General features: G+C 75.4%; 8 protein-coding genes. 5 read left to right on the plus strand and 3 right to left on the minus strand.

Features of this window, described 5'->3' with window-relative positions; all coding sequences use genetic code 11:
• The first annotated feature begins 79 nt into the window (after positions 1-79).
• From OUY22_RS34470 to OUY22_RS34480, 3 genes are all read left to right on the plus strand, one after another.
• The gene (locus tag OUY22_RS34470; RefSeq protein WP_270159490.1) at positions 80-1,012 is read left to right on the plus strand and encodes an SPFH domain-containing protein; all 933 of its coding nucleotides are present in this window, start codon (positions 80-82) and stop codon (positions 1,010-1,012) included.
• 157 nt (positions 1,013-1,169) lie between these two features.
• Positions 1,170-1,937, plus strand: a complete 768-nt coding sequence (locus OUY22_RS34475; protein WP_270159491.1) for a hypothetical protein — start codon at positions 1,170-1,172, stop codon at positions 1,935-1,937.
• Positions 1,938-2,010: 73 nt separating this feature from the next.
• Entirely contained in the window at positions 2,011-2,529 is a 519-nt protein-coding gene (locus OUY22_RS34480; protein ID WP_270159492.1) for a GNAT family N-acetyltransferase, read from the plus strand.
• A 1-nt stretch (position 2,530) separates the two neighbouring features.
• Here OUY22_RS34480 and OUY22_RS34485 read toward each other — a convergent pair whose 3' ends face one another.
• Positions 2,531-3,670: an epoxide hydrolase family protein gene (locus OUY22_RS34485; protein WP_270159493.1), complete on the minus strand. Its 1,140-nt coding sequence runs from the start codon at positions 3,668-3,670 to the stop codon at positions 2,531-2,533.
• A gap of 44 nt (positions 3,671-3,714) precedes the next feature.
• On the opposite strand from OUY22_RS34485, the gene OUY22_RS34490 reads away from it, so the two are divergent.
• Both OUY22_RS34490 and OUY22_RS34495 read left to right on the plus strand, forming a co-directional pair.
• On the plus strand, positions 3,715-4,668 hold the full coding sequence (locus OUY22_RS34490; protein ID WP_270159494.1) for a helix-turn-helix transcriptional regulator: 954 nt from the start codon (positions 3,715-3,717) through the stop codon (positions 4,666-4,668).
• A 73-nt stretch (positions 4,669-4,741) separates the two neighbouring features.
• The gene (locus OUY22_RS34495; protein WP_270159495.1) at positions 4,742-5,197 is read left to right on the plus strand and encodes a hypothetical protein; all 456 of its coding nucleotides are present in this window, start codon (positions 4,742-4,744) and stop codon (positions 5,195-5,197) included.
• A gap of 93 nt (positions 5,198-5,290) precedes the next feature.
• Here the strand turns inward: OUY22_RS34495 and OUY22_RS34500 are convergent, their stop codons facing one another.
• Positions 5,291-6,046: a hypothetical protein gene (locus OUY22_RS34500; protein WP_270159496.1), complete on the minus strand. Its 756-nt coding sequence runs from the start codon at positions 6,044-6,046 to the stop codon at positions 5,291-5,293.
• A gap of 40 nt (positions 6,047-6,086) precedes the next feature.
• On the minus strand, positions 6,087-7,799 hold a 1,713-nt coding region (locus tag OUY22_RS34505; RefSeq protein ID WP_270159497.1), incomplete at its 5' end, for a CHAT domain-containing protein.

Raw genomic sequence — 7,799 nt, forward strand, 5'->3', positions numbered from 1 at the left:
GGGGGGGGCCCCCCCCCCCCCCCCCCCCCCCCGGGGGGGGGGGCGCCCCCCCCCCCCCCCCCCCGGGGGGAGGACCACCATGCGCACCACCCTGCTCGTGATCGCCGCGCTGATCTGCGTGCCGTCGCTCGTCGCGGTCGTCGGGGGCCTGGAACGGACCGACGCCGGAGAGGTGGCGGTGGTCCGCGACGGCGGCTGGTTCGACGACACCCGGGTCCGCCAGGTCATCCCGCCGGGCTCCGGCATGACCTGGACCGGCCTGTGGTCCTCGGTGCACCCGTACCCGGCGCAGCAGCGCTTCTACACGATCACCGCCGACCCCCGGCGCGCCACCACGCTGGGCGTGGACGTGGTGACGGTGCCCAGCAGCGACGGCGTGAACCTGGGCGTCGAAGGCACCCTCTACTTCACCCTCACCCTGGACCCGGCGACGCTGACGGCGTTCGACGACAGGTACGGGACGCGTACCTTCCGCGCCCAGGACGACTCCTTCCTGCACGCGTGGGACGGCGACGCGGGGTGGACCGCGTTCTTCGGCCAGGCGGTCCGGCCGGTGATCGACAACGCGCTCCGCGCCGAGGTCGGCGCCCGGCGCTGCGCCGAGCTGGTGACGTCGTGCTCGCTGCTGGAGAGCTCGGCCCTGCGGCCGCGCGACAGCGACCCGAGCATCAAGGCGGTGCAGGACGGCGTGAACGCGGCGCTCGCCCGCGACCTGCCGCGCACGCTGGGCGGCGCGTTCTTCACCGGCATGACCTTCTCGCTGTCCAGGGTGACGCTCCCCGCCGAGGTGCAGAAGTCGGTGGACCGCTCGCTGGCGGCCGGCGCCGCCGTGTCGGAGGCGCGGGCGCGGGTGGCGCAGGCCGAGGCGGAGGCCAGGGCCAACCAGGCCAGGCAGGACGGCTACGACAAGTGTCCCGCCTGCGCCGAGATCGACAAGCTCAAGTCGCTCCCGCAGGGCATCACCGTCTACGCCCCGGGCAACCAGGACGCGGTCGTGGTGCCCACCCGGTGAGCCGTTCCGGAGTGTTCGTCCAGTCAGAGCGCCTCGGCGCAGCCGCGCACATCGTGATCGAGCACGGTGTGATCTCGGTCACAAGCGTGCTCGTCGTAATGCAATCGCCGCCGATTCCCGGAACCTGATCGGCCGAATACGCATAAACTGCGCGCCTGTGAGCCTCCCTGTACGCGAACGTTCCCCCCGCCCGGGCGGGGGCCGCCACCGCCGGCCGGTCCCCACGTCCCTGCCACCGGACGCGCCCGTTCTCGTGCTCGCGGCGCCCGGCGGCGCCTCAGGCGTGGCGGCGGAGATCGCCGCCGTCGTGCGCGTCGACAACCCCCAGATCGAGGTACGGCTCACCGCCGTGGACGAGCTGGCCCCGGCGCTGCCTGCGGACCGGGACGCGGTCGTCGTGCCCCTGCTCACCTGGGACGATCCCGCGGTGCTCGGCCCCCTCCACCAGGCCGTGGCCGGCAGCGGCTCGGCCGCCGTCGTGACGGGCGCGCTCGGCCCGCACCCGCTGCTCGCCGAGGCGCTCCACATCAAGCTGGCCGAGCGCGGTCTGGCCAGGGCCGACCGGGTCCGCCTGCTCAACGTCTCCAGCCCCGTCGACGCGGTCATCCTCGGCATGGTCGGCGGCGAGCCGGCGGTGCACGCCGCCCAGGCGACCGCGGTGCTGCTGGCCTCCCGGCTGACGCTGCCGGTGGTGGCCGCCTCGCTTGACAGGGAGCCCGGCGTCACCGTAGCCGCGGACCGGCTGCGCGCGGCCGGAGCCGCCCGGCTGGCCGTCGCACCGTGCATGATCGGCGACGAGGCCCCCGCCGACCTGGTCGGACACGCCGCCGAGGCGATCGGCGCCGGCCACGCGGAGCCGCTCGGCGCGCACAGCATGATCGCCGAACTCGTCGCCCGCGCCTACGGCAGTCAACTCGCCACTTGACATGGTCTTGTAGAGATCACGGAAGTAGCGTTACCGTCGGCCCATGTGCGAGGTCGTGTGCAAAGGTGAGCGTTTGTGGCTTCGTGAGGTCGTTGAGGCGGATATCGCGCCGCTGCATGCGATCTACGGGGATCCGGCCGCGACCCAGCACATGCCGTTCGCACCCCGTACGCTCGAACAGGTCGCCGACATGGTGCGCGAGGCCAGGGCGGCCGCCGCCAGGGAGCCGCGCCTGCTCTACGCGCTGGCCGTGCTCGACGCCGCCGACCAGGAGCTGATCGGCACCGCCCGGCTCCGCATCGACGCCGAGCAGCCGCACTGCGCCGAGCTCCGCCTGGGGCTGCGCCCCGACCACTGGGGCCGCGGCATGGGCACCGACCTGGTGCGGCTGCTGCTGGGGTTCGGCTTCAAACAGCTCGGCCTGCACCGCATCTGGGGCGCGCGGGCCCCCTCCAACCTGCCCGCGCAGCTGGCCATGCTGACCGCGGGCATGGTCGAGGAGGGCGTCCTGCGCCACCACGTGGCGACCCCCGACGGCTGGCGCGACTCGGTGATCCACGCCGCCGTCGAGGACGACTGGCCGGGCCGCTGACTCAGCGGACCAGCCTGAAGAACGCCCGGACGTCCCCCACCAGCAGGTCGGGGGCCTCCATCGCGGCGAAGTGGCCGCCGCGGTCGAACTCCGACCAGTGCACGATCTTGTGCTCACGCTCGGCGAAGCGGCGGATGCCCGGGTCGCCGGGGAAGACGGCCACCCCGTGCGGGAGCGCCGACGGCTCCGGCGGCTTCCCCCAGGTCGGCGCGCTCTCCTTGTAGAGGCGGGCCGCCGAGCCTGCGGTGCCGGTCAGCCAGTAGACGCTGATGTTGGCGAGCAGCTGGTCGCGGTCGACGGCGTCCTCGGGCAGCTCGCGGGCGGGGTCGGTCCACTCCTTGAACTTCTCGGCGATCCAGGCGAGCTGTCCCGCCGGCGAGTCGTGCAGCCCGTACGCGAGCGTCTGCGGCCGGGTGGCCTGGATCATCGCGTAGCCGACGGCGTCCTGGTCGCCGTACCGGGCGAGCCGGGCCTGCTCGGCCTCGGTCAGGCCCTCCAGCTCGGCCGGGTCGCCGCTCGGGAAGCCGAGGCCGCCGTTGACGTGCACGCCCACGACCCGCCCCGGGTCGAGCCTGCCCACCTCGGGCGAGACCGCGGCGCCGAAGTCGCCGCCGTGCGTCCCGTACCGCTCGTGGCCCAGGCGGCGCATCAGCTCCTTCCAGGCGGCGGCGACCCTGGCCAGGTCCCAGCCGCGCTCGCGGGTGGGACCGGAGAAGCCGAACCCGGGGATGGACGGGGCGACGACGTGGAAGGCGTCGGCCGGGTCGCCGCCGTGCGCGCGGGGGTCGGTGAGCGGGCCGAGGACGTTCATGAACTCGACCACCGATCCCGGCCAGCCGTGCGTGACCAGCAGGGGCAGCGCGTCCGGCTCGGGCGAGCGCACGTGCAGGAAGTGCACGTTCTGGCCGTCGATCTCGGTGGTGAACTGCGGGAACGCGTTCAGCGCGGCCTCCTGGGCGCGCCAGTCGAAGCCGGTGCGCCAGTACTCGGCGAGAGCTCGCGCGTACGGGACCGGCACCCCGTACGACCAGCCGGCGCCGTCCAGTTCGTCGGGCCAGCGGGTGCGGGCGAGGCGTTCGCGCAGGTCGTCCAGATCGGCCTGGGGGATGTCGATACGGAAAGGCGTGATGTCGTGGCTCATGCCAGCCACGCTAGAACCCGGTTAGGACAGCTACGATCCTAGGTGTGCTGGAGACCTCCGCCCGCTTGCTGAGACTGCTGTCCCTGCTGCAGACGCGGCGCGACTGGCCGGGATCGGAGCTGGCCGAGCGGCTCGGCGTGTCCGGCCGTACCGTCCGCCGCGACGTGGAACGGCTGCGCGAGCTGGGCTATCAGGTGGACGCGACCGCGGGCGTGCCCGGCTACCGGCTCGGCGCGGGCGGCGACCTGCCTCCGCTGCTGCTCGACGACGAGGAGGCGGTGGCCGTGGCCGTCGGGCTGCGCACGGCCGCGCAGAGCAGCGTCGCGGGCATCGAGGAGACCTCCGTCCGGGCGCTGGCCAAACTGGAACGGGTGCTGCCGTCCCGGCTGCGGCACCGGGTGAACGCGCTGCAGTCGATGACCGTGCCGCTGACGGGCGGAGCGGCGCCGGTCGAGGCGGACACGCTGTCGGCCATCGCGGCCGCCTGCCGCGACCATGAGAGCCTGCGCTTCGGCTACGAGTCCGGCGACGGCACGCACAGCGAGCGCCTGGTGGAGCCGCACCGGCTGGTGTCCTCGGGGCGGCGCTGGTATCTGGTGGCGTTCGACCCGGGGCGGGCCGACTGGCGGGTGTTCCGGGTGGACCGGCTGCGGCTGCGGACGCCGAACGGGCCGCGGTTCACGCCGCGCCGGCCGCCCGCCGAGGACCTGGCGGCCTACACCTCACACAAGATCTCCAGCGCGCCGTACCGTTATCGGTGCCGGGTCACCGTGCGGGCCCCGGCGGAGGCGGTCGCGGCGCGGATGGGGCCTTCGGTGGCCGTGGTGGAGCCGCTGGACGCGGAGCGCTGCCTGCTGACCAGCGGCGCGAACTCACTGGACGAGCTGGCGTACTGGATGGTGTCGCTCGGGACGGCCTTCGAGGTGCACGAGCCGCCCGAGCTGGCGGCGCACCTGCGGGTGCTGGCCCGCCGGCTGACAGAGGCGGCGGGCGGTTGAGCCGCCAGGGTGTCGGCGCGGGGAATTGTCGGTGGCGGGCCCTACGATGAGGCTCCTCACGGAGGGATGGCCCATGCTCGACGCGCTGATCGTGCCCCTGTTCGTCACCACCGACCTGCCGCCCGGGGCCGAGCTGACGGAGTTCGGCGAGCTGCTCGCCGGCGCGGCGCGCACGCTCGGCCACGAGGGCGCGAGCTACGACGCCTTCCTCACGGGCAAGGTGTTCTGGCTCGACCGCCCGGTGCTGCCCGGGCAGCGGCCCGCCGCCGAGACCGAGTCGCGTTTCGCCGGGATGCTGGGCCATCTGGCGGCGACGTGCGGCGCTGACGCGGCCCGCGAGGTGGTGGCCGACCTGCGCGTGGCGATCGCCTCAGCCGTCGACGCCCGCTACGGCGACGCCGGGGCGCCGCCCGCCGTGTTCGCCATCCGCGACCGCGACGTCCGCGAGCGCACCCCCGAGACCGCCGTCGACGTCCACACCCGCGACGCCCCGTCCGAGCTGGTGACGGTCGCGCGCCCTTACCTGTGAGCCGCCGGAGGCCGTCAGCACCAGGCGACGAGCCGCCGGAGCGGGAGCCGCTCCGCGGACGACCTCACCCCCGTGCAGTCATCGGCGCGGTGGTCAGGAAGACGGCGAGGGGGTCGCGGCCGGCGTCCGGAGGTCGGGGAAGGCCTGTCCCGCTGACAGCCGTTCGATGAGCGCGGGCACGGCCTGTTCCCCGCCGTTCGCCTCCGCCCAGCGACTCACCTGGCAGGCGGCTTCGGCGTAGATACGGTGATCCGCCGACCCCGCGCGCAGCCAGTCGCCGAGCGTCGCCGGCAGGGCCCGGCGCGAGTCGAGCAGGCAGCGGTCGCCGGCCGGGGCGAGATAGCGGGGGTCGTCGCTGACCAGGACGGCCAGGCCCTCGTTGAACCACTGTGGGACGTCGGCGCCGTCCAGCCGGGCGTGCAGCTCCACATGGGTCAGCTCGTGCGAGGCGATCACGGGATCGACGCCGCGCGGAGACAGCATCACCGACCGGTTGAGCACGGCGACGCCGCGCTCCCCGCCGCCGATCCGGCGGTAGCAGTCGTCCGACAGGCATACGAGGATGTCGGGGGCGCTCGCCCGGCCGCCGAAGAAGTCACGTACCCGCTGGTCGGCCTGCTCGACCACCTCGGCCACGTGCCGGCGCTGGGCCGGCGCGAGACGGGGTTCGACGTACACGCCCGGACCGAGCCGTTCGAGGCCGTAACAGCCGGGGCAGATGGTGGCCGCGACGGACGGGAAGGCGAGCGCGATCAGCACCACGGCCGCGCTCAGGAGAACCGCGGTGACCGTGCCCGCGATCCACCAGCCTCTCCGGCGGCGGCCCGCCCTCCGAGGGATCAAGGACATGGGGGACCTCCCTGACGGTCGGGTCTCTCATCGGCGAGGCTCACGCCGCCAGCCCGATCAGGGCGTAGGGGGCCCACAGGTCCGGGCGCGAGGCCCCGTACCGCTCCCGTGATTCGAGCATCGCGGCCCTGAGCGCCTCCCCCGGGCCGCCGGTGGCCAGCCCGGCGTGGAAGGACGGCAGCAGCGTCCGCGCCACCTCCGGGCGCACCGGCCACTGCGGCAGCAGCGCCGCCGACGCGCCCGCGCGGAGCAGGGCGTGGCCGAGCGCCGTCACGCCCGCGCCGACCGGCGCCTGCTCGCAGCCGCCCACGGAGACCAGCCGGGCCTCGATCCGCAGCTCCGCCACCACGCCGGCGGTCAGCGGCCCGCCGGGCAGCAGGAGCGCCGAGGCGTACGGATCGGCGCCGTCGTAGGCGGCCCGGCAGGCCAGGTGCACGGTGTCCCAGACGCCTTCCAGGTCGCGGGCGGAGACGGTCAGCGGCGCGACGCCCAGCGCCGTCGCGACCGCCTCGGCCTCCTCCCCTTCTCCGGCCACGAGCGACCGGCCGCCGTGGCGGGTGCGGCGCAGCGCCAGCCGGGCGAGCGTGGCGGCGGACGGCGCGTACGCCACGGCGTAGCGGTCGAGCAGCGGCCGCCCGTCCGGGGCGAGTGCGTGCAGCGGCAGGCCGTGCAGCCGGCCGTGCGGCAGCAGGTACAGCACGTCGAGGTCGTCGCCGAGCGCCTCGACCGCGTCACCGAGCAGCAGGTCGGCGACCACCCGCCACAGCTCGGCCCGCCCGCCGTCGCCGGCCGCAGCCGCGAACTCGGCGAGCAGCTCCGGCCCGGCGGACGTGCCGAACACGCGCGGCCCTTCCCAGCCGTCGCGGTGCGCCACCACGCTCACGCGGTCCCCGACATGGAAGGCGAGCACGCCGGTGGCCTCCGGGAGCACGCCCGCGAGCCGCCGGGCGTCCTCGCCGACGGCCCGCGCGACCTCCTCCTCCTGGCCGGGGAACGACTCGCGCGCCCGTTCGGCGTGGGACCAGGCCGTGGCCGCGCGGCCCAGGCGCACGGCCAGCCGCACCGCTCGGGCGCGGAGTGTCGCGACGGCCGCCGAACGGGGATCGTGCAGGTCAGCGGCGCGTTCGGCGTCGGCGAGCGCCTCCGCCAGGTCGCCCAGTTCCTCCCGTGCCGCCGCCCTGGTCGCGTACGCCCCCGCCAGCGCCTCACGCCCTGCCCCGCTGACGTGCACGCCCGTGTCCTCCTCGCGCCCCCTTCCGGTCACGTACGCGCCCCGCCGCTCCTCGTCGGCGGGCCCGTCGATCAGTTCCTGGCGCCCCCTGGCCGGGTCGGGGGCGGCTTCGAGGAGGTCGACGGCCGCCGAGGCGCGGTCGCGGGCAGCGGTGAAGCGCCCGGCGCGCAGGTCCAGCGCGCCCAGTTCGGCCAGCGCCACGGCCTGACCCTCGGCGAAGTCGATCCGCCGGGCCAGCGACAGCGCCTCCGCCAGCCGGTCGCCGTCGCCGAGCCGCCCCAGCGCGATCAGGTCGCTCACCACGGCCCGCTGACGCCCGCGGGCCCGGTCGATGCCGAGCGCCCGTTCGGCGAGCCGCACCGCGCTGTCCCGCTCGCCGCCGGCCGCGTGCATCCGGGCCAGCTCGCGGCAGGCCGTGGCCACCGTCGCGTCGTCGCCCACGGACTCACCCAGCGCCAGCGCCTCCCGGTACAGGGCCGCGGCCTCGTCCGCGTCCCCCTGCCGCGACCGCGTACCCGCCCG

The organism is Nonomuraea corallina, assembly GCF_027620315.1.
GTDB lineage: Bacteria > Actinomycetota > Actinomycetes > Streptosporangiales > Streptosporangiaceae > Nonomuraea > Nonomuraea corallina.

Coding starts and splice junctions, on each gene's coding strand:
- OUY22_RS34470 (WP_270159490.1), top strand. CDS start 80: ATGCGCACCACCCTGCTCGTGATCGCCGCGCTGATCTGCGTGCCGTCG.
- OUY22_RS34485 (WP_270159493.1), bottom strand. CDS start 3,670: ATGAGCCACGACATCACGCCTTTCCGTATCGACATCCCCCAGGCCGAT.
- OUY22_RS34495 (WP_270159495.1), top strand. CDS start 4,742: ATGCTCGACGCGCTGATCGTGCCCCTGTTCGTCACCACCGACCTGCCG.
- OUY22_RS34500 (WP_270159496.1), bottom strand. CDS start 6,046: ATGTCCTTGATCCCTCGGAGGGCGGGCCGCCGCCGGAGAGGCTGGTGG.